This is a genomic window from Coralloluteibacterium thermophilum (assembly GCF_042654365.1).
Taxonomy (GTDB): domain Bacteria; phylum Pseudomonadota; class Gammaproteobacteria; order Xanthomonadales; family Xanthomonadaceae; genus Coralloluteibacterium; species Coralloluteibacterium thermophilum.
Window position 1 is genome coordinate 11,299 of the sequence record NZ_JBHSGG010000043.1, and the last position, 25,067, is coordinate 36,365.

General features: G+C 73.7%; 23 protein-coding genes. 14 read left to right on the top strand and 9 right to left on the bottom strand.

What is annotated here, in order from left to right; genetic code table 11:
* Positions 1 to 129 precede the first annotated feature (129 nt).
* From ACFO3Q_RS14620 to tkt, 8 genes are all read left to right on the top strand, one after another.
* Positions 130 to 1,137 carry an AAA family ATPase gene (locus ACFO3Q_RS14620; protein ID WP_377005468.1) on the top strand — a complete coding sequence of 336 codons (1,008 nt, stop codon included), beginning with the start codon at positions 130 to 132 and terminating at the stop codon, positions 1,135 to 1,137.
* Complete coding sequence (locus tag ACFO3Q_RS14625; protein ID WP_377005469.1) at positions 1,134 to 2,045, top strand: DUF58 domain-containing protein; 912 nt, start codon at positions 1,134 to 1,136, stop codon at positions 2,043 to 2,045. The genes ACFO3Q_RS14620 and ACFO3Q_RS14625 overlap by 4 nt, the downstream gene beginning before the upstream one ends.
* Positions 2,042 to 2,524 carry a DUF4381 domain-containing protein gene (locus tag ACFO3Q_RS14630; protein ID WP_377005470.1) on the top strand — a complete coding sequence of 161 codons (483 nt, stop codon included), beginning with the start codon at positions 2,042 to 2,044 and terminating at the stop codon, positions 2,522 to 2,524. Before ACFO3Q_RS14625 ends, ACFO3Q_RS14630 begins: the two co-directional genes overlap by 4 nt.
* Positions 2,521 to 3,522 carry a vWA domain-containing protein gene (locus ACFO3Q_RS14635; RefSeq protein ID WP_377005471.1) on the top strand — a complete coding sequence of 334 codons (1,002 nt, stop codon included), beginning with the start codon at positions 2,521 to 2,523 and terminating at the stop codon, positions 3,520 to 3,522. The genes ACFO3Q_RS14630 and ACFO3Q_RS14635 overlap by 4 nt, the downstream gene beginning before the upstream one ends.
* On the top strand, positions 3,519 to 5,312 hold the full coding sequence (locus ACFO3Q_RS14640) for a VWA domain-containing protein (protein ID WP_377005472.1): 1,794 nt from the start codon (positions 3,519 to 3,521) through the stop codon (positions 5,310 to 5,312). The genes ACFO3Q_RS14635 and ACFO3Q_RS14640 overlap by 4 nt, the downstream gene beginning before the upstream one ends.
* A complete protein-coding gene (locus ACFO3Q_RS14645) occupies positions 5,309 to 6,961 on the top strand; it encodes a BatD family protein (RefSeq protein WP_377005473.1) in 1,653 nt (550 codons plus the stop codon). Before ACFO3Q_RS14640 ends, ACFO3Q_RS14645 begins: the two co-directional genes overlap by 4 nt.
* A 127-nt stretch (positions 6,962 to 7,088) precedes the next feature.
* Entirely contained in the window at positions 7,089 to 8,381 is a 1,293-nt protein-coding gene (locus ACFO3Q_RS14650) for a dicarboxylate/amino acid:cation symporter (RefSeq protein WP_377005474.1), read from the top strand.
* 104 nt (positions 8,382 to 8,485) lie between these two features.
* Positions 8,486 to 10,489, top strand: a complete 2,004-nt coding sequence (gene tkt / locus ACFO3Q_RS14655; protein ID WP_377005475.1) for a transketolase — start codon at positions 8,486 to 8,488, stop codon at positions 10,487 to 10,489.
* A gap of 69 nt (positions 10,490 to 10,558) precedes the next feature.
* Here tkt and ACFO3Q_RS14660 read toward each other — a convergent pair whose 3' ends face one another.
* The 7 genes from ACFO3Q_RS14660 to ACFO3Q_RS14690 all read right to left on the bottom strand — a co-directional run bounded on the left by ACFO3Q_RS14660 (position 10,559) and on the right by ACFO3Q_RS14690 (position 16,603).
* Positions 10,559 to 12,502: an acetyl-CoA hydrolase/transferase C-terminal domain-containing protein gene (locus ACFO3Q_RS14660; protein ID WP_377005476.1), complete on the bottom strand. Its 1,944-nt coding sequence runs from the start codon at positions 12,500 to 12,502 to the stop codon at positions 10,559 to 10,561.
* 110 nt (positions 12,503 to 12,612) lie between these two features.
* Positions 12,613 to 13,239, bottom strand: coding sequence for an ATP-binding cassette domain-containing protein (locus tag ACFO3Q_RS14665; protein WP_377005528.1), 627 nt, complete (start codon positions 13,237 to 13,239; stop codon positions 12,613 to 12,615).
* A gap of 2 nt (positions 13,240 to 13,241) precedes the next feature.
* Positions 13,242 to 13,928 carry a molybdate ABC transporter permease subunit gene (gene modB, locus ACFO3Q_RS14670; protein WP_377005477.1) on the bottom strand — a complete coding sequence of 229 codons (687 nt, stop codon included), beginning with the start codon at positions 13,926 to 13,928 and terminating at the stop codon, positions 13,242 to 13,244.
* Between the two features lie 18 nt (positions 13,929 to 13,946).
* Positions 13,947 to 14,729, bottom strand: coding sequence for a molybdate ABC transporter substrate-binding protein (gene modA / locus ACFO3Q_RS14675; RefSeq protein ID WP_377005478.1), 783 nt, complete (start codon positions 14,727 to 14,729; stop codon positions 13,947 to 13,949).
* A gap of 84 nt (positions 14,730 to 14,813) precedes the next feature.
* Complete coding sequence (locus tag ACFO3Q_RS14680; RefSeq protein ID WP_377005479.1) at positions 14,814 to 14,978, bottom strand: hypothetical protein; 165 nt, start codon at positions 14,976 to 14,978, stop codon at positions 14,814 to 14,816.
* Between the two features lie 67 nt (positions 14,979 to 15,045).
* The gene (locus ACFO3Q_RS14685) at positions 15,046 to 15,663 is read right to left on the bottom strand and encodes an OmpW/AlkL family protein (RefSeq protein WP_377005481.1); all 618 of its coding nucleotides are present in this window, start codon (positions 15,661 to 15,663) and stop codon (positions 15,046 to 15,048) included.
* Between the two features lie 85 nt (positions 15,664 to 15,748).
* Positions 15,749 to 16,603 (bottom strand): S1/P1 nuclease, encoded by an 855-nt coding sequence (locus tag ACFO3Q_RS14690; protein ID WP_377005482.1) that lies wholly within the window; start codon positions 16,601 to 16,603, stop codon positions 15,749 to 15,751.
* Between the two features lie 113 nt (positions 16,604 to 16,716).
* On the opposite strand from ACFO3Q_RS14690, the gene gap reads away from it, so the two are divergent.
* Complete coding sequence (gene gap / locus ACFO3Q_RS14695; protein ID WP_377005483.1) at positions 16,717 to 17,727, top strand: type I glyceraldehyde-3-phosphate dehydrogenase; 1,011 nt, start codon at positions 16,717 to 16,719, stop codon at positions 17,725 to 17,727.
* Positions 17,728 to 17,839: 112 nt separating this feature from the next.
* Here the strand turns inward: gap and ACFO3Q_RS14700 are convergent, their stop codons facing one another.
* A complete protein-coding gene (locus tag ACFO3Q_RS14700) occupies positions 17,840 to 18,229 on the bottom strand; it encodes a hypothetical protein (RefSeq protein WP_377005484.1) in 390 nt (129 codons plus the stop codon).
* A gap of 340 nt (positions 18,230 to 18,569) precedes the next feature.
* Here ACFO3Q_RS14700 and ACFO3Q_RS14705 point away from each other — a divergent pair, with 340 nt between their 5' ends.
* The 4 genes from ACFO3Q_RS14705 to ACFO3Q_RS14720 all read left to right on the top strand — a co-directional run bounded on the left by ACFO3Q_RS14705 (position 18,570) and on the right by ACFO3Q_RS14720 (position 23,148).
* Positions 18,570 to 19,745 carry a phosphoglycerate kinase gene (locus ACFO3Q_RS14705; RefSeq protein WP_377005486.1) on the top strand — a complete coding sequence of 392 codons (1,176 nt, stop codon included), beginning with the start codon at positions 18,570 to 18,572 and terminating at the stop codon, positions 19,743 to 19,745.
* Positions 19,742 to 20,389, top strand: coding sequence for an HAD hydrolase-like protein (locus ACFO3Q_RS14710; protein WP_377005488.1), 648 nt, complete (start codon positions 19,742 to 19,744; stop codon positions 20,387 to 20,389). Before ACFO3Q_RS14705 ends, ACFO3Q_RS14710 begins: the two co-directional genes overlap by 4 nt.
* 119 nt (positions 20,390 to 20,508) lie before the next feature.
* On the top strand, positions 20,509 to 21,975 hold the full coding sequence (gene pyk / locus ACFO3Q_RS14715; RefSeq protein WP_377005490.1) for a pyruvate kinase: 1,467 nt from the start codon (positions 20,509 to 20,511) through the stop codon (positions 21,973 to 21,975).
* Between the two features lie 162 nt (positions 21,976 to 22,137).
* A complete protein-coding gene (locus ACFO3Q_RS14720) occupies positions 22,138 to 23,148 on the top strand; it encodes a class I fructose-bisphosphate aldolase (protein ID WP_377005491.1) in 1,011 nt (336 codons plus the stop codon).
* A gap of 55 nt (positions 23,149 to 23,203) precedes the next feature.
* Here ACFO3Q_RS14720 and ACFO3Q_RS14725 read toward each other — a convergent pair whose 3' ends face one another.
* Positions 23,204 to 23,725 carry an O-acetyl-ADP-ribose deacetylase gene (locus ACFO3Q_RS14725; protein ID WP_377005492.1) on the bottom strand — a complete coding sequence of 174 codons (522 nt, stop codon included), beginning with the start codon at positions 23,723 to 23,725 and terminating at the stop codon, positions 23,204 to 23,206.
* A gap of 219 nt (positions 23,726 to 23,944) precedes the next feature.
* Here ACFO3Q_RS14725 and ACFO3Q_RS14730 point away from each other — a divergent pair, with 219 nt between their 5' ends.
* Positions 23,945 to 25,057, top strand: a complete 1,113-nt coding sequence (locus ACFO3Q_RS14730; RefSeq protein WP_377005529.1) for an efflux RND transporter periplasmic adaptor subunit — start codon at positions 23,945 to 23,947, stop codon at positions 25,055 to 25,057.
* Positions 25,058 to 25,067: the final 10 nt, after the last annotated feature.

Consider the following 25,067-nt stretch of genomic DNA (forward strand, 5'->3'; position numbering starts at 1 on the left):
GCGGCCCCGGTTCGTTTCGGGACGCGTCGGGGCCTCGTGCGCGGTCGCGGCCACCCTGGCGTCCGCGCGGCGGATCGTGAACCATCGCAGGCTCCGCAGGTCCAAGCGCAGTCTCCAGGAGTCGTACCCATGTCCGTGAGCTTTCCCGATTCGCCGACGCTCGATGCAGCCGGCCTGCACGCGGCCTTCGAGGCCCTGCGGCGCGATCTCGGCACGGCCATCGTGGGCCAGCAGCCCCTCGTCGAACGCCTGCTGATCGCGCTGCTGGCCGACGGGCACCTGCTGGTGGAGGGCGCGCCCGGCCTGGCCAAGACCACCGCGATCAAGGAACTCGCGGCGCGGATCGAGGCGGACTTCCACCGCGTGCAGTTCACGCCGGACCTGCTGCCGGCCGACCTGACCGGTACCGAGATCTGGCGACCGCAGGACGCGCGCTTCGAATTCCAGCCGGGCCCGCTGTTCCACAATCTGCTGCTGGCCGACGAGGTCAACCGCGCACCGGCCAAGGTGCAGTCGGCGCTGCTCGAGGCGATGGGCGAGCACCAGATCACCGTGGGGCGCACCACCTACGCGCTGCCGCCGCTGTTCCTGGTGATGGCGACCCAGAATCCCATCGAGCAGGAGGGGACCTACCCGCTGCCCGAGGCCCAGCTCGACCGCTTCCTGATGCACGTGCGCGTCGGGTATCCGGAGGCCGAGGCGGAAACCGAGATCCTGCGCCTGGCGCGGGCGCGCGCCCGCAGCGCGCTGGCCGCTCCGGCGGCGCCGGCGCGACGGATCAGCCAGGCCGAAGTCTTCGCCGCGCGGGCGGCCGTGCTCGACCTGCACGTCGCGCCCCAGCTCGAACGCTACATCGTCGAACTGGTCCTGGCCTCGCGCGACGCCTCGGCCTACGACGCCGCGCTCGCGCGCAGGATCGCCTGGGGCGCCAGCCCGCGCGGCTCCATCGCGCTCGAGCGCTGCGCGCGGGCGAGGGCCTGGCTGGGCGGGCGCGACTACGTGACGCCGGAGGACGTGCAGGCGGTCGCGCCGGACGTCCTCCGCCACCGTGTGCTGCCGAGCTACGAAGCGACCGCGGCGGGCTGGGACGGGGAACGCCTGGTGGCGGAACTGATCGGGCGCGTACCGCTGCCGTGAGCCGGCAGGAGACGGTCCCGCCCGGCGACGGCGTCCGCCCGGATCTCGCCGATCTCATCGCGCTGCGCGAACGCGTGCGCGCCTGGCCGCCCGCGGGCCGCGGCGTGCACGGCGCGACGGGGAGCAGCTCCCGGCTGCGCGGCCGCGGCATGGACTACGCGGAGTCGCGGCCCTACGCCCAGGGCGACGACGCCCGCCACATCGACTGGCGCCTGACCGCGCGCAGCGGGCGGACCCACACCAAGGTCTTCCACGCCGAGCGCGAGCGCGTCTCCCTGTTGATCTGCGACACCGCGCCGGCGCTCTACTTCGGCACGCGCGTGTGCTTCAAGTCGGTGCAGGCCGCGCGCGCCGGCGCCTTGGCGGCCTGGGCCTCGCAGCGCAGCGGCGACCGCATCGGGGCGATCCGGGCGGGCGACGAGGCGCCGCAGCCGCCGGCGGGCGGCGTGCGCGGCGCGCAGCGCGCGCTCGACACGCTCGCGCGCTGGTACGCAGGTCCGCCCGCCGACGACCGCGGCCTCGACGAGGCGCTGGCCGCCGGCGGGCGCCTGCTGCGCCCGGGCGGCCGGATCGTGGTGCTCGCCGATCCGGCCAGCCTGGAGGCGGTGGACGACGCCCGCCTGGCCCTGCTCGCCGAGCACCACGAGCTGTGCGTGGTGCTGCTGGTGGATCCCCTGGAGCGGGCCCCGCCCCGCGCGCGCGTGGCCCTGCAGGCGGGCGACACCCGGCACGTGCTCGATCTCGCCGGAGCGCAGGCCCGGGAGGCGTGGCGCGCGCGCTTCGAGGCGCCGGTCGAGCGCGCATGCACGCGCCTGCAGCGCGTCGCCGCGGCGACGCTGGTGCTGTCGACCGATGCCGCGCCCGAGGCGATCCTGCCTCTCCTGATGCCGGGACGGGTGGCGGCATGAGCATCCTGCTGCTGGCGGCGCAGGCCGGACCCGAGCTGCGCGACATCCACCTGCCGCCGCCCCCGGGCATCTGGCCGCTGGCCTGGGGCTGGTGGGTGCTGATCGCCCTGGGCGCCGTCGCGCTGGGCATCCTCGTGTGGTCGTTGCGGCGCCGGGCCGTGCGCCGCCGGCGCCGTGCCGCGCTGGCCGGGGCCTTCGACACGGCGCTGGCCGGGGCCGGCGATCCCGCGGCGCGTCTGCGCACGATGTCCGAACACCTGCGCCGCGCCGCGCGGCTGCGCGATCCCGGCGCCGTCGCGCTGCGGGGCGACGCCTGGCTGCGCTTCCTCGACGGCGACGATCCCTCGCGCCCCTTCAGTGCGGGCCCGGGGCGCGTGCTGGAAAGCGGGCCCTACCAGGCGCGGGCGGATGCCGCCGCAGTGGCGAAGGCCGAGCCCCTGGTGCGCCGTCGCTACCTCGACATGACGGGGGGCCGATGAACGCGCTCGCGGGCATCGTCCTCGCCTGGCCCTGGCTGCTGCTGGCGTTGCCCCTGCCGCTGCTGGTGGCGCGCCTGCTGCCGGCCGCGCCCGACGCCGGCGCCGCGCTGCGGGTGCCCTACGCCCAGCGGCTCGCGGGGCTCGGCGAGCCGGCGCGCGCGCGCCACCTGCGCCTGGCCTGGCTGCCGCTGCTGGCCTGGGCGCTGCTGTGCGTGGCCGCCGCGCGGCCGCAGCGGCTCGGCGAGGTGGTCCAGCCGCCGCAGAGCGCCCGCGACCTGATGCTGGCGGTCGACCTCTCCGGCAGCATGTCCGAGCCCGACATGCAGCTCGGTGGGCGGCCGGTCGAGCGGCTGGCGGCGGCCAAGGCCGTGCTCGGCGACTTCCTCGACCGCCGCCAGGGCGACCGCGTCGGCCTGATCCTGTTCGGCGAACGCGCCTATGCCGTGACCCCGCTCACCCTCGACCTGGAGACGGTGCGCCAGCAACTGGCGGACAGCGTCGTCGCGCTCGCCGGGCGCGAGACCGCCATCGGCGACGCGATCGGCCTCGCGGTCAAGCGGCTGCGCGAGCAGCCGGAGGGGCAGCGCGTCCTGATCCTGCTGACCGACGGCGTCAACAACGCCGGTGCCCTGGAGCCCGCGAAGGCGGCGGAACTGGCGGCGGTCGCGGGCGTGCGCGTGCATACCATCGGGTTCGGCGGCGAGGGCGGCGGGCTGGGCGCGCTGTTCGGCATGCGGATGCCGGGCGGTGCCGACGCCATCGACGAGGAGGCGCTACGCGAGGTGGCCGAGCTCACCGGCGGGCGCTACTTCCGCGCCCGCGATACCCAGGAGCTGGCTGGCATCTACGCCGAACTCGACCGCATCGAACCCGTCGAGCGCGAGGGCGAGATACAGCGGCCGCGCGACGAGCTCTATGCCTGGCCGCTCGGGCTGGCGCTGGCGCTCGCGGCGTCCGGGCTGCTGCTGCGCCGGCCGCGCGCGGGCGGAGGTGCATGAGCATGGTCGACGGACTCGTCTTCCTGCGTCCCGCCTGGCTCCTGTTGCTGCTCGGGCTTCCGCTGCTGGCCTGGCTGTGGCGGCGGCGTCGGCAGGCGGACGCCGCCTGGCGCGACAGCGTCGATCCGCACCTGTTGCCGCATCTTCTCGACGCCCGCGGGGGCGGCCGGCGCGACCTGCCGCTGCTGCTGGCCGCGTGCGTCCTCGTGCTGGCGACGTTCGCGCTGGCCGGGCCCAGCTGGCGCCACGACAGCCAGCCGCTGTGGCGGCCGCAGGCGGCCCTGGTGGTGGCGCTGGACCTGTCCTCGTCCATGCTGGCCGAGGACATCGCCCCGTCCCGGATCGCGCGCGTACGCTACAAGCTCGCCGAGCTGCTCGAGACGCGCCGCGGCGGCCAGGTGGGGCTGGTGGTCTACGCGGACGACGCCTTCGTCGTGTCGCCTCTCACCGAGGACGCCGCCACGGTGCGTGCCTTCCTGGACGCGCTGTCGCCCGACATCATGCCCGTCGATGGCCAACGGCCGGAGCGCGCCATCGCCCGCGCGGTCGCGCTGATGGAGAACGCCGGCTTCGCGACCGGAACCGTGCTGGTGATCACCGACAGCGCGGGGAACGCGGCCGGCCGCGCGGCAGCGGCCGCGCGCGGCAAAGGGTTCACCGTCTCCGTGCTCGGCGTGGGCACCGAGCAGGGCGCGCCGGTCACCACCGGCAGCGGCTTCCTGGCGGACCGCGGCGGCGGGCTGCGCATGCCCCGGCTGGATCCCGCCGCGCTGCGCGAACTGGCCGCGGCGGGAGGCGGGCGCTATGCCGCATTGAGCGGCGACCGCGAGGATCTCGAGACCCTCGGCGTGCTCGACCCGCAGGCGGTGGCCGCCGGCGGCGAGGAGAGCGTCGTCGGCCGCCGCGCCGACGGCGGCATCTGGCTGGTCCTGGCGCTGCTGCCGCTGGCCCTACTCGCGTTCCGGCGCGGCTGGCTGATGGTCCTCGCGGTCGTGATGGTGCTGCCGGTCGCCACGCCTGCGCAGGCGGGCGGCCTGGAGGGGGCCTTCCGCCGCGCCGACCAGCGCGCGCGGGACGCGCTGGAGGCGGGCGATGTCGAGCGCGCCCGCAGCCTGGCGCGCGATCCCGCACTCGCCGCGGCGGCGGCCTACCGCGCCGGCGACCATGCCGCCGCGGCGGCGATCTGGGAGCGCCTGGACGGCGTGGACGCCGACTACAACCGGGGCAACGCACTGGCGCGCGCCGGGGATTACGAGGCCGCGCTCGCCGCCTACGACGCCGCGCTCGCGCGCGATCCCGGGCACGAGGACGCCGAGGCCAACCGCCGCGCCGTGCAGGAGTGGCTCGAGCGCCAGCCGCCGCAGCCGCAGGAGGGCGGCGAGGGCGGGCAGGACCCGCCGCCGGAGCCCGGGCCGGGCGAGGACGCGCAGCAGGGCCAGGGCGACAGTCCGGCGCAGCCCGGGCAGGACCCGCAACAGGACGCCGACGCCGAGCCCGGGGACGCCGACGGCGCACGCGACCCGGAGGCGTCGCCGGAGCCCGAGCCGGGCGACGAGGACGCGCAGCGCGAGGCCGAGGCCGCGGCGCGTGCGGAGATGGAGCGCGCGCTCGCCGAACGCGCGCAGCAGGAAGGCACCGCGCAGGTCGATCCCGAAGCGCGCCGCGAGGACGAGCAGCGCCAGGCCGTCGAGCAGTGGCTGCGTCGCGTGCCGGACGATCCCGGCGGCCTGCTGCGCCGCAAGTTCGAGCTCGAGCACCGCCGCCGGCAACTGCAAGGAGATTCCCGATGAGACGCCTGCCTGGCTGCGTCCTGTTCGTCGTGCTGGCCCTGCTCGCGCTGCCGGCGCTGGCCGCGCCGCGCGCCTGGCTCGACCGCGACCGCGTGGTCCTCGGCGAGACGGTGACGCTCAACATCGAGGTCGCGCGCGCGACCGGCGAACCCGACCTGTCCCCGCTGGACGAGGACTTCGTCGTGCGCGGCCGTTCGAGCAGCAGCCAGACGCGCATCGTCAACGGCAACGCGAGCACGTCCACCCTGTACGGGGTGACGCTCGAACCGCGCCGCGAGGGCGTCATCGGCATCCCGCGCCTGCGCATCGGGGACGTGGAGACCGAGCCGCTGGCGCTGACCGTCGCGCCCGCGTCCACCCGGGTGGCGCGCGCGGGCGACCCGGTGTTCGTGGAGAGCGAGCTCGAGACCGACGCCCCCTACGTGCAGCAGTCGGTGGCCTACACCGTGCGGCTGTACTACGCGGTGACGCTGCTGGACGGGCAACTGGAGGCGCCGACGCCCGACGGCGTGGCGGTGCAGCGCATCGGCGACGACGTGACCTATCAGCGCAGCCTCGCGGGGCGGCGCTACAACGTGGTGGAGCGCCGTTTCCTGGTGACGCCGGAGCGCAGCGGCACCATCGAGATCCCGCCCGCACGGTTCCGCGGCCGCGCGCTGGGCAGCGGTTTCGACGCCTTCATGCAGGACAGCCAGGTCTCGGCGACCTCCGGCACGCCGCAGACGCTCGAGGTGCGTCCGCAGCCGGCGGATGCCCCCAGCCCCTGGCTGGCGGTGCGCGCGCTCGACCTGGAAATGGAGCCCCCGCCGGAGAGCGGCCGCGCCGGCGAGCCGCTCCTAGTCACCGTGCGCCTGCGCGCCGACGGCGCGACCGCGGCCCAGTTGCCCGACCTGGGCTTCCCGGAGGTCGCCGGCGCGCAGGTCTTCCCGGAGCCGGCGGACACGCGCGAACAGTGGCGCGACGGCCGTGTGCAGACGACCCTGAGCCGCCGCTTCGCCATCGTGCCGCGCACCGGGGGGACCCTCGAGGTGCCGGCGCTGGAGGTGGGCTGGTGGAACGTCGAGGACGATCGCCGCGAGGCCGCGCGGCTGCCGGGCTTCGAGGTCGACGTGGCGGGTGCCGGCGTCGCGCCGCGCGCTCCCGCGGACGCCGCCGCGGCACCGGTGGATGCGCCCGTGGGGGCCTCCCCCGGGGTGGGCGGAGCGGTCTGGCCCTGGCAACTGGCGACGCTGGTGCTCGGCCTGGCCTGTGCCGTCCTGCTGGTGCGCGATCGCCGGCGCGTCGCACCGGCCGCGTCCGCGCCTGCAGCGACCCCCGCGGCCGGCGCCGGGCGCGGGGCGGAGGCCGCGCGCGCGCTGCGCAGGGCGCTGGACGAAGGCGACCTCGGCGCGGTCGCGGAGGCCCTGGTCGATCTCTGCGGCACGCGCGGACGCGGCGGGCTGGAGGCCGTGGCGGGCCGCCTGGCCGACCCGGCGCAGCAGGCCGCGGTGGACGCCCTCGCGCGGGCGCGCTGGGGCGGCGGCGATCCGCGGCCGACGCGGGAGCAACTGCGCAGCGCCTTCGCCGACGGGCCGAGGCTGCGCAGCGTGGCGCCCGACCCGCACCGGGAGGCGCCGCTGCCTCCGCTGTACCCGCCCCGCGCGCGCTGACCCGCCCGGGGCGCCACGACGTCCGGCATTTCTGCCGCCAAGGCTCCTTGCGTTAGGCTGCGCCGCGCGCGGCGTTCCGCCGCCCCGTCCGCAGCGCCGTTCCGGCCGCGTTTCCTTCGGAGTTTCCATGACCCAATCCGGCGGCCTTCCGCTGCATACCAAGATGTTGCTCGGCTTCGTGCTGGGCGTGACCGCGGGCATCCTCGCCAACCTGTTCGCCGCGGATGCCGGCTGGCTGGACGTCGTCACCACCTACGTGACCGACCCGATCGGACAGCTGTTCCTGCGCCTGCTGTTCATGCTGGTCATTCCGCTGGTGTTCTCCGCGCTGGTCCTGGGCGTGGTCGAGATCGGCGAGCCCGGCTCCCTGGGCCGCATCGGGCTGAAGACCCTGCTGTGGGTCGCGCTGGTGACCACCATCGCGGTGACCATCGGCCTGATCGCGGTCAACGTGCTGCAGCCCGGGTCGGGCCTGGACGAGGCGGCGCGCGACGCGCTGCTGGCGCAGGCCGGCGACCGCGGCAGCGAGATCGCCGCCTCGCGCGAAGCGGTCACCGGCATGCAGCTCCTGCTCAACCTGGTGCCGCGCAACCCGGTGGCGGCCGCGAGCAACGGCGACCTGATCGCGGTGATGGTGTTCGCGCTGTTCGTCGGCGTCGCCGCGACCGTGGTGCGCAGCGAGGGCACGCGCACCTTCGTCGGCACCTGCCAGGGCATCTACGACATCTGCCTCAAGCTGATCGGCTGGATCATCCAGCTCGCGCCCTACGCCGTCGCGGCGCTGCTGTTCACCATCACCGCGCGGCTCGGCGTGGACGTGCTGTGGCAGCTGGCGCGGTTCGTGGGCACGGTGCTGCTGGCGCTGGGCATCCACTTCTTCGTGGTCTTCCCGATCCTGCTGTGGGTGGCCGGGCGCGCCTCGCCGCTGCGCTTCTTCCGTGCCGCGCAGCCGGCCATCCTGACCGCCTTCTCGACCTCCTCCTCCAGCGCGAGCCTCACGACCACGCTCAAGGTGTCGGAGGAGAGCCTGGGCGTGCCGCGTCACATCGGCCGCTTCGTGTGCACGCTGGGCGCGACCGCCAACATGAACGGCACGGCCCTCTTCGAGGGCGTCACGGTGCTGTTCCTGGCGCAGTTCTACGGGGTCGAGCTGGCGCTGAGCCAGCAGGTGATGATCCTCGGCCTGTGCGTGATGGGAGGCATCGGCGCCGCGGGCGTGCCCGGCGGCTCGCTGCCGGTGATCGCCATGATCCTCGCCATGTTCGGCATCCCGCCCGAGGGGATCGGCCTCATCCTCGGCGTGGACCGCCTGCTCGACATGTGCCGTACCACGGTCAACGTCACCGGCGACATGGTCGGCGCGGTGGTGATCGCGCGCTCCGAGGTCGGGAAGACGGTGGCCGCCCCCGCCGACGGCTGAGCCCGTGCCGGCGCGCGGCGGAGGTTTGGCCGTCCGCCCGCGCGTCGGCGACAATGACGCGCCGTCGCGACGACGGCCCACGCTATCGCCCTTCCGGAACCCCGATGACGACGCCTTCCCGCCGCGACCTCGCCAACGCCATCCGTTTTCTCGCCGCCGATGCGGTCGAGGCCGCCAAGTCCGGCCACCCCGGCATGCCCATGGGCATGGCCGACATTGCCGAAGTGCTCTGGAACGACTACCTGAGCCACAGCCCGAAGAACCCGAAGTGGTTCAACCGGGACCGCTTCGTGCTGTCCAACGGGCACGGCTCGATGCTGCAGTACGCCCTGCTGCACCTGTCCGGCTACGACCTGCCGATCGAGGAACTGAAGAACTTCCGCCAGATGCACTCGCTGACGGCGGGGCATCCCGAGGCGAACCACACGCCGGGCGTGGAGACCACCACGGGCCCGCTCGGGCAGGGCTTCGCGAACGCGGTCGGCTTCGCGCTCGCCGAGAAGCTGCTGGCGCAGCGCTTCAATCGCCCCGAGTTCGAGATCGTGGACCACCGCACCTGGGTGTTCATGGGCGACGGCTGCCTGATGGAGGGCATCTCGCACGAGGCCGCCTCGCTGGCCGGCACCTGGAAGCTCGGCAAGCTCGTCGCGTTCTGGGACGACAACGGCATCTCCATCGACGGCAAGGTCGAGGGCTGGTTCACCGACGACACCGCCGCGCGCTTCGAGGCCTACGGCTGGCAGGTCGTGCGCGGCGTGGACGGCCACGACCCCGACAGCATCAAGGCGGCCATCGACGCCGCGCTGGCCTCGGCCGACAGGCCGACCCTGATCTGCTGCCGCACCACGATCGGCTTCGGTTCGCCGAACAAGGCCGGCAAGGAGTCCAGCCACGGCGCGCCGCTGGGCAAGGACGAGATCGTCGCCATGCGCGCCGAGCTGGGCTGGCCGCATCCCGCCTTCGAGATCCCCGAGGCGATCCGGGACGGCTGGCGCGCCGTCAATGCCGGCACCGTGCGCGAGGACGCCTGGAACCGCCTGTTCGACGCCTACGCGCGCCAGTTCCCGGAGCAGGCCGCCGAGCTCACCCGCCGCTCGCACGGCGAACTGCCCGAGGGCTTCGCCGCCGCGGCCGACGCCTACATCGCCAAGGTGGCCGCCGACGGCCAGACCATCGCCTCGCGCAAGGCCTCGCAGCTGGCCATCGAGGCCTTCGCGCCGCTGCTGCCGGAGCTCGTCGGCGGCTCGGCCGACCTCGCGCACTCCAACCTCACCCTGTGGAAGGCCAGCACCTCGGTCGCCAGCAGCGACCCGGACGCCAACTACGTGTTCTACGGCGTGCGCGAGTTCGCGATGACCGCGATCTCCAACGGCCTGGCGCTGCACGGCGGCTTCCTCCCGTTCGACGCCACCTTCCTGGTGTTCTCGGACTACGCGCGCAACGCGGTGCGCATGAGCGCGCTGATCCCGGCGCACACCATCCACGTCTACACCCACGACTCCATCGGCCTGGGCGAGGACGGCCCGACGCACCAGCCGGTCGAGCATCTGGCCAGCCTGCGCTACATCCCCAACAACGACGTCTGGCGTCCCTGCGACGCGGTCGAGTCGGCGGTGGCCTGGCGTGCGGCCATCGAGCGCCGCGAGGGTCCGAGCTGCCTGGTGTTCTCGCGCCAGAACCTGCAGCACCAGGCGCGCACAGCGCAGCAGCTCGCCGACATCGCGCGCGGCGGCTACGTGCTGAGCGATCCGCCGGAGGCCACCTTCGACCTGATCCTGATCGCCACCGGCTCCGAGGTGGAGCTGGCCATGCAGGCGGCGCGCACGCTGGAGCAGCAGGGCACCAAGGTGCGCGTGGTGTCGATGCCCTCGACCGACGTGTTCGACCGCCAGCCGCCGGAGTGGCGCGAGGGCGTGCTGCCCTCGTGGTGCCGCCGCCGCATCGCCATCGAGGCCGGCACCGCGGACTTCTGGCGCAAGTACGTGGGCCTCGACGGTGCCGTGATCGGCATGGACAGCTTCGGCGCCTCGGCGCCGGCCGACACGCTGTTCGCGCACTTCGGCTTCACCGTCGAACGCGTGGTGGAAGCGGCGCGCGCGCTCGGCTGAGGCCCTGGGCGAGGCGCGAGTGGCAGGCGTGAGGAACGAGGGTGTTCCTCGCCCTGCCGTTGCTCCTCTTCACTCGTTTCCCGAGACGGCCTCCAGCGCCAGGGCCACGAGGCTGGCGTCGAGGCGCTCGCGCAGGCCGGCGGGCCGCTCCAGCCCCATCCGGGCCATCGCCTCGGCATCGTCGCTGGCCGGACCGCGGCGCCAGGCGCGCCAGGCCGTGCGCAGTCGGTCGCTGCGGCCGGCGGTGCGCGCGCGCAGCCAGGCGAGGGCCCTGAGCAGGCGCTGCTCGACGGGCGTGAAGTCGCTGCCGACGGGGTAGTCCGGCAACAGCCCGGCATCGCGGAACGGCCGCAGCCGCGCCGCCAGCCGCTCGGGCGTGTTGCCGCGGATGTCCGGCAGGCGCGCCCGCGCACGCAGCTTGCGCGCCTTTCGGGCCTCCGCGACCAGGGCCTCGCCGAAGCGCGCGTCGGCGATGGCCAGCATGGCCTCGACGCAGTCCGCGTCCCGCGCGCCGCGCAGGTCGGCGATGCCGTACTCGGTCACCGCGATGTCGCGCAGGTGGCGCGGGATGGTGGTGTGGCCGTAGTTCCAGCGCACGCTGGACTCGGTGCGCCCGCCCGAGGTGCGGGTGGCACGGAACATCAGCACGGAACGGGCATCCTCGAGCGCGTGCGCCATGGCCACGAAGTTGTACTGGCCGCCCACGCCCGACACCACGCGGCCGTCCTCCAGCGCGTCGGAGGTCGCCGCGCCGAGGGCGGTCATCAGCATGCAGGTGTTGAAGAAGCGCGCGTGCACCCGCTGCTCGCGTTCCAGCGCCTCGTCGCCGTAGAGCTGGTTGATCTCGGTGACCCGCGTCATCCGCAGGCCGCTGCATTCGCGCTCGCCGCACCGGCGCAGCCAGTCGTAGAGGTCGCGGGAACCGAGGTAGAACGCGCCGTCGAGCCAGCGGCCCTCGCGCTCCAGCAGCAGGCGGTCCTCGTGGTTGGCTTCGCCGCGGTTGATGCGGCGCATGACGCGGATGTCGTCGACCACGCGGCGGCGGAGCACGCCGGCCTCCGCGAGCACACGGAAGCCGTCGTTGACCATCTCGCTGGCGCCGAACAGCCCCTGCTCGAAGGGATCGACGCCGCCGATGCCGCGCACCAGGGCCGAGTCCGCCAGGCCCGGCGCCAGCGCTTCGAGCACGGCGCGGTAGTCGGCGTTGCGGGTGTGCCGGAGCACCAGGGCGTGTGCCAGCGCGTCGGCCAGCGCGCCGATGCCGATCTGCAGCGTGCCGCCGTCGCGGACCAGGGTGCTGGCGTAGAGCCCGATGGCGTAGTCGGTGTCGGAGACCGGCTGGCGCGGCAGGGCGAACAGCGGCGGCGCGGGGTCCGGCAGGGCGAGCACCAGGTCGAAGAAGTCCGCGTCGACGGCGCACGGGCCGTCGATCCACGGCAGCCCGGGATCGATCTCCGCGACCATCAGCGGCCGCGCACCTCCGCGTGCGGCGATGGCGTCGAGGAGATCGAAGGTGAGGTCGGGATTGCAGCTCAGCGACAGCCGCGTGCCGCCGGGTTCGCGCGCGACCTTCTGCACGACCACGTTCGGCGCGCGTGCGGCCACGTCGCGGGCAACGTGGGTGTAGTTGAGGCTGGCGTACTCGCTCTGCGCCTGGGTCGAGCCGAGCAGCCCGCCGGACTGCATGTAGAACTCCTCGACCTCCACGTTCGCGGGCAGGGCGTCGCGGGCGCGGTCGCGGACGTAGTCGAGCGCCGGGAAGTCCTCGCCGAAGTGGCGCGCGAGGAAGGGCCGCAGGAAGCGCCCCTCCAGCCCCGGCCCGGGCGCCGGCGGGCCCAGCGACAGCGCGGTCATGATGTGCAGTCCCAGCGTGGCGTCGTCGCGGGCGCGCGCGTAGAGCGCGTTCAGCAGGCGGTGCGGCTTGCCGAGGCCGAGCGGGGTGGCCAGCACCACCCGCTGCCCCGCGTGGGCGTAGATGCGGGCGACGGCATCGTCCAGCGTGTCCGGCTGCATCGGTTCCTCCCTGGCGAAGTGCGGCCAGTATCGCAGGAGGCCGTCAAGGCGCCGCCAGCTCCCCGCGCCGGCACCCCCGGCCGCTTCGCGATCGAAGGCGCGCGTCCCCGCTAGTCGAGGATGAAGACCGCGTCGGTGAGCTGCCGGATCTCGTCCGCCGCGTGGCTCACGTAGACCAGTGGGATGCGTGTCTCGTCGCGCACCCGCCGCAGGTAGGGCAGGAGTTCGGCGCGGCGCGCGGCATCGAGCGCCGAGAGCGGTTCGTCGAAGAGCAGCACCTGCGGCTGCGAGAGCAGGGCGCGCCCGATGGCGACGCGCTGCGCCTCGCCGCCCGACAGGCCCGCCGGCCGTCGTCGCAGGAGCGCTTCGATGCCCAGCAGCGCCACCACCTCGTCCAGTCGCGCCGCCGGCGCCGTGCCGGCCTCGCCGCGCCGCCGGCGCGCGCCGTAGAGCAGGTTGGCGCGCACGTCGCGGTGCGGGAACAGGCGCGCGTCCTGGAACACGTAGCCGATGCGCCGGCGGTGCACGGGCAGGTCGATCCCGGCCGCGGCATCGAACAGGCGCGCCCCGCCGATGCGGATGTGCCCGTCGCGCGGGCGCAGCAGGCCGGCGATGGCGTACAGCAGCGAGGTCTTGCCGGCGCCGGAATGTCCGGACAGCGCGATCACCCGCGCCTCGCTGCGGATGCGCACGCGGCGGCGCCAGTCGCCGCGCGCGAGGTCGACGTCGATGTCGATGCTCACGTCGCCCTCCGCTGCCGGCGCAGCAGCCATTCCGACGCCAGCACCGCGGCGAAGGCGAGCACGGTCGCCACCAGCGCCAGCCGCCACAGCCGCGCCTCGCCGCCGGGCACCTGCATCAGCCCGTAGATCGCGAGCGAGAGCGTCTCGGTCTCGCCCGGGATGGCCGACACGAAGGTGATGGTGGCGCCGAACTCGCCCAGCGCCTTGGCGAAGGCGATCACCAGACCGGCGACGATGCCCGGCCAGGCCAGCGGCAGGGTGGTGTCGAGGAACACCCGCCACGGCGGCGCGCCGAGGGTGGCCGCGGCCTGTTCGATGCGCGGATCGACGTTCTCGATGGCGAGGCGGATCGAGCGCACCATCAGCGGGAAGGCCATCACCGCGCAGGCGAGCGCGGCGCCGGTCCAGCGGAACGCGAAGACCAGGCCGAAGTGCGCGTCGAGAAAGGCGCCGATCGGGCCCTGGGTGCCGAACAGCACCAGCAGCACGTAGCCGGTCACCACCGGCGGCAGCACCAGCGGCAGGTGGACCAGGGCGTCGAGCAGGATCTTGCCGCGGAAGCGCACGCGCGCGAGCAGCCAGGCGACCGCGATCGCGAAGGGCAGGCTGCACAGCGCAGCCACGGCCGCCACGCGCAGGCTGAGCGCGATGGCGGCGAGTTCGGCGTCGGTGAGGCCCAGCATGCGGACGGCGCGGTCGGGTCAGCGCAGGACGAAGCCGTGGCGCGCGAACACGGCGGCGGCACCGGGTGCGGCGAACCAGTCGAGCAGGGCCCGGGCCTGCGGATGGGCGCCGCGGCGCGCGACGGCGGCGGCCGGATAGACGATGGGCGCGTGGCTGCCCGCAGGGAAGCCGGCGACCACCCGCACCCGCGGCTCGGCCTGGGCGTCGCTGGCGTAGACCACGCCCAGCGGCGCTTCGCCGCGTGCGACCAGCATCAGCGCCTGGCGCACGTCCTCGGCCTCGACCACCCGCGGCGCGGCGCTCTCCCACAGCCCGAGGTGGGCGAGCGCGTCGCGGCCGTACTTGCCCGCGGGCACCGTGGCGACCCGCGCCATCGCGAGCCGGCCGTCGTCGAGCGCCGCAGCGAAGGCCTGGGCGGAGGCGAGGGGATCGCCGCCGGTGGCGGCGGTGCGCGGCGCGATCAGCACCAGCGTGTTGCCGAGCAGGTCGCGGCGGCTGCCCGCGACCAGGTGGCCGCCGCGTTCGAGGCTGTCCATCCACTCGACGTCGGCGGACAGGAACAGGTCCGCCGGGGCGCCGCGTTCGACCTGGCGGGCGAGGGTAGAGGAGCCGGCATAGGAAATGCGGACGGGAGCGCCGCCTGCGGCACGCCAGCCGGCGACCACCTCGTCGAGCGCACCGCGCAGGCTGGCCGCGGCGAAGACCGTCACCGGACCGTCCGCGGCGCGGCCCACGGCCGGCAGGGCGAGCGCGAGGGCGAGCAGGGCGATGCCGGAGAGCAGGCGGCGGAACGTGCACATGGCGGGAGCTGCGCGGCGAGCGGAAGGGCAAGGATAGCCGCAGCGCACGCGCCCGCCGCCGGGACGGCGTGGCCCTCCGGTCCCTCAGCCGAAGGCCTGGAGCAGCCGGGCGGCGCCCGCCACCACCGCGCAGAACAGGCCGATGCCGGCGAGGACCGTGCCGGTATCGCGCCCGCGCAGGCCCACGCCGATCACGATCAGGACCAGCCCGATGGCGATGGCGCCGTGGAGCAGGCTTGCGAGGCTCATGGGATGTCTCCCGCGTGGACGGCCGGAGCGGCGGGAACGAGGCCGCCGCCCCGGCCGGGGTGGTGGATCAGAAGCGCCAGCCGAGCATCACGCTGTAGACCATCGGGTCGACGTCGACGGTTCCGACCTTGGTCCCGTCCACGCGCACGTCGGCGCCGATGTCGATCCAGCGCGCATCGGCCACCAGGTCGAGCGTGTCCGAGAGCCGGAACACCAGCCCGGCCTGCGCCGAGGCGCCCCAGGAATTGCCCAGCCGTACGTCGGCACCGGCGAGCGGACCGATGGCCTCCTCGTCGTAGGTCCAGGTGTAGTTGATGCCGGCCCCGAGGAAGGGGCTGACCCGCGCCGACGGCGCGAAGTGGTACTGCGCGGTCAGCGTCGGCGGCAGGTGCCTGAAGTTCACCGCGTCGGCGCCGTTGACGCGTGCGGTCTGGTGGAAGGGCGTCGCTGCGAGCAGTTCGATGGCCCAGTGCGGAGTGAGGCGGGCGGTGATCGCCAGGCCGAGCTGGGTCTCGTCGTCCACGCTGGCCGCGAGCGTGCCGCCGGCGAGGCGGCCGTTGTCGGACTTGGGCGAGACGTGGGTGGCGCCGGTGCGGACCGACCACTCGACGGCATGCGCGGGCGCGATGCAGCCGGCGGCGGCGAGGGCGACGACGATCAGGGCGGAAAGCGGAGTGCGGGACATGGGGTCCTCGGGTCTTGTTCTTTGCGTCGTGTCATTCGACGCGGAACAGACTGCGGGCCGGACCCCGCCGCCGCCTTGATCGCCGTCAATGCGGCGTGACGTCGCCTCTGCCCTCGGCGCTGCCGGCGAGCGCGGGTTCGAGCACGGCGGCGAGCCGGACCGCGGCGGCGCGCACCTGGGCTTCGGCGAGCGGGCGCAGGCGTTCCAGGTCGGCGTCGTTCATCCGGTGGCCGTCGGGGTAGAGCCCTTCGTCGCGGATCAGCGCGCAGGACTGCTCCGCCCAGGCCGCCGGCGTCGCCCGGGGCACGTCGGCCACGCCCTCGGCCGCCAGGGCGTCGGCGTACTCCGCCCAGCCCAGGCCGCGCGACAGCAGGACGTAGCGGTCCCAGACGGCGTGCAGGTTGGTGCCCTGGGTGCGCGTCTCGGCGTCGTAGAAGTAGCGCCCGTAGGCGTCCGGCCGCAGTTCGGTCCGCAGGCTGATCTGGTAGTCGTTGCCGCCGCGGTCGTCGCGGCGGCCGGCGTGCATCGGCTGGTGCACGTCGCCGACGAAGTGCACCACGAACTTCAGCGCCCTGGCGCGCTCCGCGTCCGGCTGCGTCCGGTCGGCCAGCAGTTCGGCCTGGCGCTCGATGGCCTCGACGATGCAGTCGCCGCCGGGGCAGTCGCGTGCGGCATCGTAGCTGCAGTCGCCTTCGGGGAAGTTGATGTAGTGCCACGCGGCGGTGCGGCGACCTTCCTCGGGGTCGGTCGCGCGCAGCTGGTCGGCCCAGGCGGACACTCCGGCGAGCGTCGGCTCGCGCTCGCCCTCCAGCAGGCGGGCGACCTCGGCGTTGGCCTCGGGCGAGAGCTGGCGCTGGGCGAGCTCGGCGACCATGCGGTGGCCCTGTTCGCTCCATCCGTACGCGGGCGAGGTGAGGGCGGCGAGAAGAAACGCGGACACAAGGGGAGTACGGCGCACGGCAGATCATCGGCAGGTGTGGTGAACCGGATAAGATACGCGGTCTGCGCGGCCTCCGGGGCGGCGCGCCCCCAACCCAAGAGGAGTTCGAAGTCATGGCGATCAAGGTGGCGATCAACGGGTACGGCCGCATCGGCCGCAACGTGCTGCGCGCGCTGTACGAGTCGGGCCGCACCGGCGAGATCCAGGTGGTGGCGGTGAACGACCTCGGCGACGCGGAGACCAACGCGCACCTGACCCGCTACGACACCGCGCACGGCAAGTTCCCGGGCGAGGTCGCCGTCGAGGGCGGCGACCTGATCGTCAACGGCGACCGCATCAAGGTCCTCGCCGAGCGCGATCCCTCCAAGCTGCCGTGGGGCGAACTGGGCGTGGACGTGGTGCTGGAGTGCACCGGCTTCTTCACCAGCAAGGAGAAGGCCAAGGCCCATCTTGCCGGCGGCGCGAAGAAGGTCGTCATCTCCGCGCCGGGCGGCAAGGACGTGGACGCCACCGTGGTCTACGGCGTCAACCACGACACCCTCAAGGCCGAGCACACGGTCATCTCCAACGCCTCCTGCACGACCAACTGCCTGGCGCCGGTCGCCAAGGTGCTGCACGAGAAGATCGGCATCGTGCAGGGCCTGATGACGACGATCCACGCCTACACCAACGACCAGGTGCTGACCGACGTCTACCACTCCGACCTGCGCCGCGCGCGCTCGGCCACGCACTCGCAGATCCCCACCAAGACCGGCGCCGCCGCCGCGGTCGGCCTGGTCCTGCCGGAGCTCAACGGCAGGCTCGACGGCTTCGCGATGCGCGTGCCGACGATCAACGTCTCGGTGGTCGACCTCACCTTCACCGCGGCGCGCGAGACCAGCAAGGACGAGATCGACGCGGCCATCCGCGAGGCCGCCGAGGGGTCGCTCAAGGGCATCCTCGGCATCAACACCCAGCCGCTGGTCTCGGTCGACTTCAACCACGACCCGCGCAGCTCGATCTACGACGCGACCCAGACGCGGGTGCTCGGCAACCTGGTGAAGATCCTCGCCTGGTACGACAACGAGTGGGGCTTCTCCAACCGCATGCTCGACACCACCAAGGCGCTGATGGCGGCCAGGTAAGGCGCGCAGGCGCAGTCTGCGAAGAAGGCCCGGCGCGCCGGGCCTTCTTCCGTCGCGCAAAGAAGAACGCCCCGGGAGACCGGGGCGTTCGCGTTTCGGGAGGATGCGCCGCTTACTCGGCTTCCTCGGTGTCCAGCGCGGCCTCCTGGACCGTGCCGGCCTGGGCGTCGATGCGCAGCGCGACGCGCGCGCCCTGCGGGTTGACGGCCTCGCCGTTCCAGATCGTGCCGTTCTGCTCCAGGCCGCTGACGTTGGTGTAGCCGGCAGCGTTGAGCGCCGTTTCCAGCTCGGCCTCGCCGGCGACCACAGGGCCGGACGCGGCGGCCGCAGCGGGATCGGCGACCGGGTCCGCCGGGTTGGCGCTGGTGGCGTCGATCGGGTCGGTCGGCGGGGTCGTGTCGACCGGCGGCGGCACCTGGTCCACGGCGCTCTGGGCGTGGGCGAAGCCGGCGAATGCGATCGCGGCGGAGAGGGCGGCAGCCTTGAGGATGGTGTGCGTCATGCGTCTGTCTCCGTTGGGAACGAATGCATCCACCGAAGTGCGGATACGGGGCCGAGTCTGTCCGTCCGCGGGTTAAGTCCCCTTGAAATCGATGCTAATCGCGCGTGATGGGGCGCACTGCATTCACGCATGTGGCGAATCCGGCACGAGGGCTGCAAGGCGTGCGAGGCGGAGGGAGGAGCGACGGCGGACCTCGCTCCACGCGCCCTCGGTCCTTTCCGTTCGACGTCCCGTTCCTCGCCACCGGTCTTCATGTCCCGCTCCCGCGTGCGCGGCCGTTTGCCCGCTCCGCGGCGCGACGGGACAATGCCCGCCCCGACCAACCCACCAAGGACGCCGCATGACCATCCTCCGCATGACCGATCTCGATCTCGCCGGCAAGCGCGTGCTGATCCGCGAGGACCTGAACGTGCCGGTCAAGGACGGCAAGGTGGGCTCCGACCAGCGCATCGTCGCGGCGCTGCCCACGCTGCGGTTGGCGCTGGAGAAGGGGGCGGCGGTCCTGGTGACCTCGCACCTCGGGCGTCCGACCGAGGGGCAGTGGAGCGAGGCCGACTCCCTGGCGCCGGTGGCGCGGCGGCTCTCCGAGCTGCTGGGCCGCGAGGTGCCGCTGGTGCGCGACTGGGTCGACGGGGTCGAGATCGCGCCGGGCGAGATCAAGCTGCTCGAGAACTGCCGCATGAACCCCGGCGAGGGCAAGGACGACGAGACGCTGGCGAAGAAGTACGCCGCGCTGTGCGACATCTTCGTCATGGACGCCTTCGGTACGGCGCACCGCGCCCAGGCGTCCACCCACGGCGCGATCCGCCACGCGCGGGTGGCCGCGGGCGGGCCGCTGCTGATGGCCGAGCTCGACGCGCTGGCCCGCGCGCTGGAGAACCCGAAGCGCCCGCTGCTCGCCATCGTCGCCGGCTCCAAGGTCTCGACCAAGCTCGAACTGCTGTCCAGCCTCGTCGCCAAGGTCGACCAGCTGATCGTCGGCGGCGGCATCGCCAACACCTTCCTGCTCGCGGCCGGCCATCCGGTGGGCAAGTCGCTGGTCGAGGCCGACCTGGTCGAGACCGCGAAGAAGATCGTCGCCGACGCGAAGGCGCGCGGCGCCGAGATCCCGCTGCCGGTCGACGTGGTGGTCGCGCCGGCGTTCAGCGCCGACGCGCCCGCGACCGTGAAGCGGGTCGAGGAGGTCGGGGCCGACGACATGATCCTCGACATCGGCCCGGAGACCGCGAAGCAGTACGCCGGGCGCGTCGCCGCGGCGGGCAGCGTGGTCTGGAACGGGCCGGTCGGCGTGTTCGAGTTCGATGCCTTCGGCAAGGGCACCGAGACCCTGGCGCGCGCCATCGCCGCCTCCGACGCCTTCTCCATCGCCGGCGGCGGCGACACGCTCGCCGCGGTGGACAAGTACGGCATCGAGAAGGACGTGTCCTACATCTCGACCGGCGGCGGCGCCTTCCTCGAGTTCCTCGAAGGCAAGACCCTGCCGGCGGTGGCGGCGCTGGAGGCCCGCGGCGGTTGAGCGCGCCGCCGCGCACGCTGTTCTTCGACCTCGACGGCACGCTGATCGATTCCGAGGCGGGCATCCTCGCCGCGGCCCGCGCCGCCCTGGCCGAGCTGGAGGTGGCCGCGCCCGAGCCCGGAGCCATGCGCAGCTGGATCGGCCCGCCGATCCGCGACAGCTTCGCGCCGCTGCTGCTGCACGACCCCGCGCGGGTGGAGCTCGCCGTGGCGCTGTACCGCGCCCGCTATGCCGAGAGCGGCTGGCGCATGCACACGGTCTACCCGGGGATCGAGGCGGCGGTGCGCGGCCTCCACGCGCGTGGGCACCGGCTGGCGGTGGTCACGGCCAAGCTGGACGCGCACGCGCAGCGCGTGGTCGGTGCGCTGCCCTTCGGCGACCGCTTCGAGACCGTCGTGGGCGCGAGCGAGGACGGCTCGCGGGTCGCCAAGGCCGATCTGGTCGCCGAGGCCCTGCGCCGGCTCTCCGTCCGCGGCGCAGAGGCATGCATGATCGGCGACCGCCGCTACGACATGGAGGGCGCACGCGCGCACGGCCTGCGCGCCGTCGGCGTGCTCTGGGGGTTCGGAGACGGGACCGAGCTGCGGGCGGCCGGCGCGCACGCCCTGGCGGACGCGCCGGAGGCGCTCCCCGGCCTCGTCTGAGGCCTGGAGCGGGGCGGTGCGGCGCTGCCGGCGCGACATGCGACGACGTATGTATGACACCGGTCGCAATCGCGCCGCGCCGCTGTGCTAGCTTCCCGCTTCCAGAACAGGGAGCCACGATGACCGCACCCCTCCGCCGCACCAAGATCCTCGCCACGCTCGGCCCGGCCACGGACGCCCCCGGCGTCCTCGAAGGCATCATCCGCGCCGGTGTCGACGTCGTCCGCCTGAACTTCTCGCACGGGACGCCGGCCGACCACGCCGCGCGCGTGCAGGCGATCCGCGAGATCGCCCAGCGCCTGGACCGCGAGGTGGCGGTGCTGGCCGACCTGCAGGGCCCGAAGATCCGCATCGAGAAGTTCGCCGAGGGCAAGGTCGCGCTCGAGGCCGGCCAGCGCTTCGACCTGGTGGCCCGCGCAGACGTGCCCCCGGGCGACGCGACCCAGGTGGGCGTGAGCTATCTCGGCCTGGTGGACGACGTGCGCGCCGGCGACATCCTGGCCCTGGACGACGGGCTGGTGACGCTCGAGGTCGAGGCGGTCGAAGGCGAGCGCGTGCGCACCCGCGTGGTGACCAGCGGCGTGCTCTCCAACCGCAAGGGCGTCAACAAGATCGGCGGCGGGCTCGCGCTGGGCGCGCTGACCGACGACGACCGCGCGCACATCCGCATCGCCGCCGAGCTGGGCGTGGACTTCCTCGCCGTCTCGTTCTGCCGCAACGCCGCCGACATCGAGGAGGCGCGCGCGCTGGCGCGCGCGGCCGGAAGCCACGCCTGGATCGTCGCCAAGATCGAGCGCGCCGAGGCCATCGACAACCTGGTGGAGATCATCGAGGCGTCGGACGTGATCATGGTCGCGCGCGGCGACCTGGGGGTGGAGGTCGGCGACGCCGAGCTGCCGGGCCTGCAGAAGGACATCATCCGCAAGACGGTCGAGCGCAACCGCATCGTCATCACCGCCACCCAGATGCTGCAGTCCATGGTGGACAGCCCGATCCCGACCCGAGCCGAGGTCATGGACGTGGCCAACGCCATCATCGACGGCACCGATGCGGTGATGCTCTCGGCCGAGACCGCGGCCGGGCAGTACCCGGTGCGCGCGGTGGAGGCCATGGCCCGCATCTGCGTGGGGGCCGAGCGCCAGTTCAAGCACGACACCGACTTCGAGGCCGCCCCGCGCAACCTGGAGCGCGCGGACCAGGCCATCGCCATGGCGGCGATGTTCCTGACCGGGCACATCAGCGTCCGCGCCATCGTGGCGCTGACCGAGTCCGGGGGCACGGCACGCTTCCTGTCGCGCTTCCGCTCCCACGCGACCATCTACGCGCTCACCCACGACCCCGCCGCGCGCCGGCGGATGGCGATGATGCGCGACGTCTTCCCCATCGACTTCGACGCGCGCGGCATGCGCATCCGCGAGGCGGCGCGCGCGGCGGTCGGCCAGCTGCACGCCGCCGGCCTGCTGCACGTCGGCGACCGGCTCATGCTCACCAACGGCGACCACATGGGCCAGCTCGGCGCGACCAACACCCTGCGCCTGCTGGAGGTGGACGAGAACGGACTGGCGACGACGCTGGGCGATCTCTGAGGGCAGCGCCGCGGGCACCGCCGCGGCGCGCCGACGACGCAGCGTGCGGCGCCCGGCGCCGCGCGCGGTTGCCGCGTGGGCTGGATTCGACGGCGTCTCCACTGGAGCGGGGGCTATACTCCTGCGGTTTTTTTCACCCACCGCCGTCAGGACCCACCACACATGAGCATCGAACAGCTTGCCGAAACCGCACAGGCCATGGTCGCCCGCGGCAAGGGCATCATCGCGATCGACGAATCCACCGGCACCATCCAGAAGCGCTTCGACTCCGTCGGCATCGAGAACACCGAGGAGAACCGCCGCGCCTACCGCGAGATGCTGCTGACGACGCCGAAGCTGGGCGACTACGTCTCCGGCGCGATCCTGTTCGACGAGACCCTGCGGCAGAAGACCGTCGACGGCACGCCCTTCGTCGAGGTCATGAAGAAGGCGGGCATCATCCCGGGCATCAAGGTCGACGCCGGCGCCAAGCCGCTGGCCGGCTGCCCCGGCGAGCTGGTCACCGAGGGTCTCGACGGCCTGCGCGAGCGCCTCGAGGAGTACTACCGGCTCGGCGCCCGCTTCGCCAAGTGGCGCGCGGTCATCAACATCGGCGAGGACATCCCCTCCGGCACCTGCATCGAGGCCAACGCGCACGCGCTCGCGCGCTACGCGGCGCTCTGCCAGGAGCAGGGCCTGGTGCCGATGGTGGAGCCGGAGGTGATCATGGACGGCGACCACGACATCCAGACCTGCTACGAGGTGACCGAGGCCACCCTGCGCTCGCTGTTCGGCGCGCTCTACGAGCAGAACGTCATGCTCGAGGGCACCATCCTCAAGGCGTCCATGGTCGTCTCCGGCAAGGACTGCCCGGAGCAGGCGGACGTCGAGGAAGTGGCCGAGGCCACCCTGATGTGCCTGAAGTCCACCGTGCCGGCGATCCTCCCGGGCATCGTGTTCCTCTCCGGCGGGCAGAGCGACGAGAAGGCCACGGCCCACCTCAACGCCATGAACCAGCCGGGCCTCAACAACCCGTGGCCGCTGTCGTTCTCCTACGGCCGCGCCATGCAGTCGGCGGCGCTCAAGATCTGGGCGCAGGACCTCAAGGCCAACGTCGGCAAGGCGCAGGAGACGGTCTACGCCCGCGCCCGGGACAACGGCCTGGCGGCCCTCGGCGAGTGGCCGGGCGCCTGATCGCGCAGGGCTGGACCCGCTTGGCGACAGGGCGCTCCGGCGCCCTGTCGCGTTTTCACGAGGCCGCGGCGTCCAGGGCGGCGCGGAAGATCCCGAGCAGCCGGTCGTCGAAGAGGCAGAGGGTGACGTCCGCACCGCCAGCGTGGTCGCGGAGGGCCGCGATGGCGACCTGCGCCGCCAGCGCGGCGGGATAGCCGTAGACGCCGCAGCTGATCGCCGGGAAGGCGATGGTGCCGACGCCGTGGGCGGCGGCCAGCGCGAGGCTGTTGCGGTAGCACGCGCGGAGGAGGGCGGGCTCGTCGTGCCCGCCGCCGCGCCAGACCGGGCCCACGGTGTGGATCACGTAGCGCGCCGGCAGCCGGTGCGCGCCGGTCAGGCGCGCCTCCCCCGTGGGGCAGCGGACGCCCGGCGCGACTTCCGGCAGCGCCCGGCATTCCGCCAGGAGCCCGGGCCCGGCCGCCGCATGGATGGCGCCGTCCACGCCGCCGCCGCCGAGCAGGGCGGGGTTCGCCGCGTTCACGATGGCATCCCGGGCGAGGCGGGTGATGTCGCCCTGCACGAGGCGAACGTGCGCCATGCGCGTCTCCTTCCTGTTCCGCGACCGGCCCGGGGGCGTACCCCCACCTTTCGTCACGCTCGCCCGTCACGTCCGCCACCTAGAATCGCGGTCCTCCGCCGCCGCGGTCCTGCGCGACGGAAACCGTGCCGGCGGCGCGTTCCAAGCGCGATCGTCGTCGCGATGGAACCGCCACCTCCTTCCGCGGTCAAGCCTCCAGACCCAAGAACCTCGATGTCCATGATCTCCAAGCGACGCTCCGCCGCCGCCTTCGCTGCGCTCGCCGTCCTCCTTCTCACCGCCGGCTGCCGCGACTCGGGAGCGCCGTCGGGCGGTCCTGGCGGAATGCCGCCGGCCGTCGTGACCGTGCAGGAGATGCAGCCCACGGCCTGGCGCGACAGCATCCAGGCGCTCGGCACCACCCGCGCGAACGAATCGGTCACCATCACGGCCAAGGTCAACGAGACCGTGCGCAGGGTGAACTTCGAGAGCGGCGACGCCGTCCGCGCCGGGCAGCTGCTGGTGGACCTCTCCGGCAACACCCAGCTGGCCGAGCTCGAGGAGGCGCGTGCCGCCTACGAGGAAGCCGAGCGGCTGTTCCGGCGCAACCAGGAGCTCGCCGCGCGCCAGCTGGTGGCCGAAAGCGCGCTCGACGCGCAGCGGGCCGTCCGCGATGCGGCCCGCGCCCGCATGGAGCAGGTGCGCGCCCAGCTGGGCGACCGTGCGATCACCGCCCCGTTCGACGGCGTCCTCGGCCTGCGCCAGGTCAGCCCGGGCGCGCTGGTCACGCCCGGCACGCCCATCGCCAACCTCGACGACATCTCGATCATGAAGGTCGACTTCTCGGTGCCCGAGGTCTTCCTCGGCCAGATCGGCCGCGGCCAGGCGGTGACCGCCCGCAGCGCGGCCTTCCGGGACCTGGAGTTCCAGGGCGAGGTGATGTCGCTGGACTCGCGCGTCGATCCGGTCAGCCGCGCGGTGACGGTCCGCGCCGAGTTCCCCAATCCCGACGGCGTCCTCCGCCCGGGCATGCTGATGACGGTCGACCTGCTGCAGCCGGAGCGCCAGGTGCTGGCGCTGCCGGAGATCGCGCTGGTGCAGATCGGCCGCGAGGCCTCGGTGTTCCGCGTGGACGAGAACCAGATCGTCACCCAGGTGCCGGTGACGGTCGGCGCGCGTCGCCGGGGCGAGGTCGAGATCGTCGAGGGCCTGGCCGCTGGGGACCGCGTGGTGATCGACGGCACGGTGAAGCTGCGCAGCGGCATGACCATCGACCCGCGCCCGCGCGGCACCGCGTCCGGCTCCGAGCACGCGCCCGTCCAGGGCGGCGCCGCGCCGGCCGTCTCGCCCTGAGTCCCGCCCC

Excerpts from the sequence above, each read along its gene's own strand:
- ACFO3Q_RS14725 (WP_377005492.1), bottom strand. The coding sequence starts at position 23,725 with ATGGCGCACGTTCGCCTCGTGCAGGGCGACATCACCCGCCTCGCCCGG.
- pyk (WP_377005490.1), top strand. The coding sequence starts at position 20,509 with ATGACCGCACCCCTCCGCCGCACCAAGATCCTCGCCACGCTCGGCCCG.
- modA (WP_377005478.1), bottom strand. The coding sequence starts at position 14,729 with ATGTGCACGTTCCGCCGCCTGCTCTCCGGCATCGCCCTGCTCGCCCTC.
- ACFO3Q_RS14640 (WP_377005472.1), top strand. The coding sequence starts at position 3,519 with ATGAGCATGGTCGACGGACTCGTCTTCCTGCGTCCCGCCTGGCTCCTG.
- ACFO3Q_RS14730 (WP_377005529.1), top strand. The coding sequence starts at position 23,945 with ATGATCTCCAAGCGACGCTCCGCCGCCGCCTTCGCTGCGCTCGCCGTC.
- ACFO3Q_RS14720 (WP_377005491.1), top strand. The coding sequence starts at position 22,138 with ATGAGCATCGAACAGCTTGCCGAAACCGCACAGGCCATGGTCGCCCGC.
- gap (WP_377005483.1), top strand. The coding sequence starts at position 16,717 with ATGGCGATCAAGGTGGCGATCAACGGGTACGGCCGCATCGGCCGCAAC.
- ACFO3Q_RS14705 (WP_377005486.1), top strand. The coding sequence starts at position 18,570 with ATGACCATCCTCCGCATGACCGATCTCGATCTCGCCGGCAAGCGCGTG.
- ACFO3Q_RS14680 (WP_377005479.1), bottom strand. The coding sequence starts at position 14,978 with ATGAGCCTCGCAAGCCTGCTCCACGGCGCCATCGCCATCGGGCTGGTC.
- ACFO3Q_RS14660 (WP_377005476.1), bottom strand. The coding sequence starts at position 12,502 with ATGCAGCCGGACACGCTGGACGATGCCGTCGCCCGCATCTACGCCCAC.
- ACFO3Q_RS14700 (WP_377005484.1), bottom strand. The coding sequence starts at position 18,229 with ATGACGCACACCATCCTCAAGGCTGCCGCCCTCTCCGCCGCGATCGCA.
- ACFO3Q_RS14635 (WP_377005471.1), top strand. The coding sequence starts at position 2,521 with ATGAACGCGCTCGCGGGCATCGTCCTCGCCTGGCCCTGGCTGCTGCTG.
- tkt (WP_377005475.1), top strand. The coding sequence starts at position 8,486 with ATGACGACGCCTTCCCGCCGCGACCTCGCCAACGCCATCCGTTTTCTC.
- ACFO3Q_RS14630 (WP_377005470.1), top strand. The coding sequence starts at position 2,042 with ATGAGCATCCTGCTGCTGGCGGCGCAGGCCGGACCCGAGCTGCGCGAC.
- ACFO3Q_RS14645 (WP_377005473.1), top strand. The coding sequence starts at position 5,309 with ATGAGACGCCTGCCTGGCTGCGTCCTGTTCGTCGTGCTGGCCCTGCTC.
- modB (WP_377005477.1), bottom strand. The coding sequence starts at position 13,928 with ATGCTGGGCCTCACCGACGCCGAACTCGCCGCCATCGCGCTCAGCCTG.
- ACFO3Q_RS14650 (WP_377005474.1), top strand. The coding sequence starts at position 7,089 with ATGACCCAATCCGGCGGCCTTCCGCTGCATACCAAGATGTTGCTCGGC.
- ACFO3Q_RS14685 (WP_377005481.1), bottom strand. The coding sequence starts at position 15,663 with ATGTCCCGCACTCCGCTTTCCGCCCTGATCGTCGTCGCCCTCGCCGCC.
- ACFO3Q_RS14620 (WP_377005468.1), top strand. The coding sequence starts at position 130 with ATGTCCGTGAGCTTTCCCGATTCGCCGACGCTCGATGCAGCCGGCCTG.